Genomic DNA, 426 nt, shown 5'->3' with positions numbered 1-426 from the left:
CCTTGCTCCTCAATCAGCAGTTCCACGGTCGCGCCGTCCTGCGCGCCTTGATGATCCTGCCCTGGGCATTGCCGACCGTGGTCAACGCGACGCTATGGCGGCTGATCTACAATCCCGAATATGGCGCGCTGAACGCCGCACTGACGCAACTCAGTCTCATCGACGCCTACCGCTCCTGGCTGGGTGAGCCGGGCACGGCGCTGACGGCTCTGATCGTCGCCGACTGCTGGAAGAACTTTCCGCTGGTGGCGCTGATCGCGCTCGCCGCTTTGCAGGCGGTGCCACGCGACATCACCGCCGCCTCGCTCGTCGATGGCGCGGGACCGTTCAACCGCTTCCGCTTCGTCATCCTGCCCTATCTCGCCGGGCCGCTGATGGTGGCGCTGGTGCTGCGCACCATCGAGGCCTTCAAGGTCTTCGACATCA

Annotated in this window: 1 protein-coding gene; it reads left to right on the top strand. The window is 65.3% G+C overall.

What is annotated here, in order from left to right:
- Positions 1–426, top strand: a 426-nt coding sequence (locus ACWTU8_RS32880; protein WP_455851382.1) for a carbohydrate ABC transporter permease, incomplete at both ends; no start/stop codon positions are given.

Source organism: Mesorhizobium sp. BHbdii, assembly GCF_053848045.1.
Note: the sequence above shows the minus strand (reverse complement) of the source record. Positions and strands in the feature narration are given on the sequence as shown.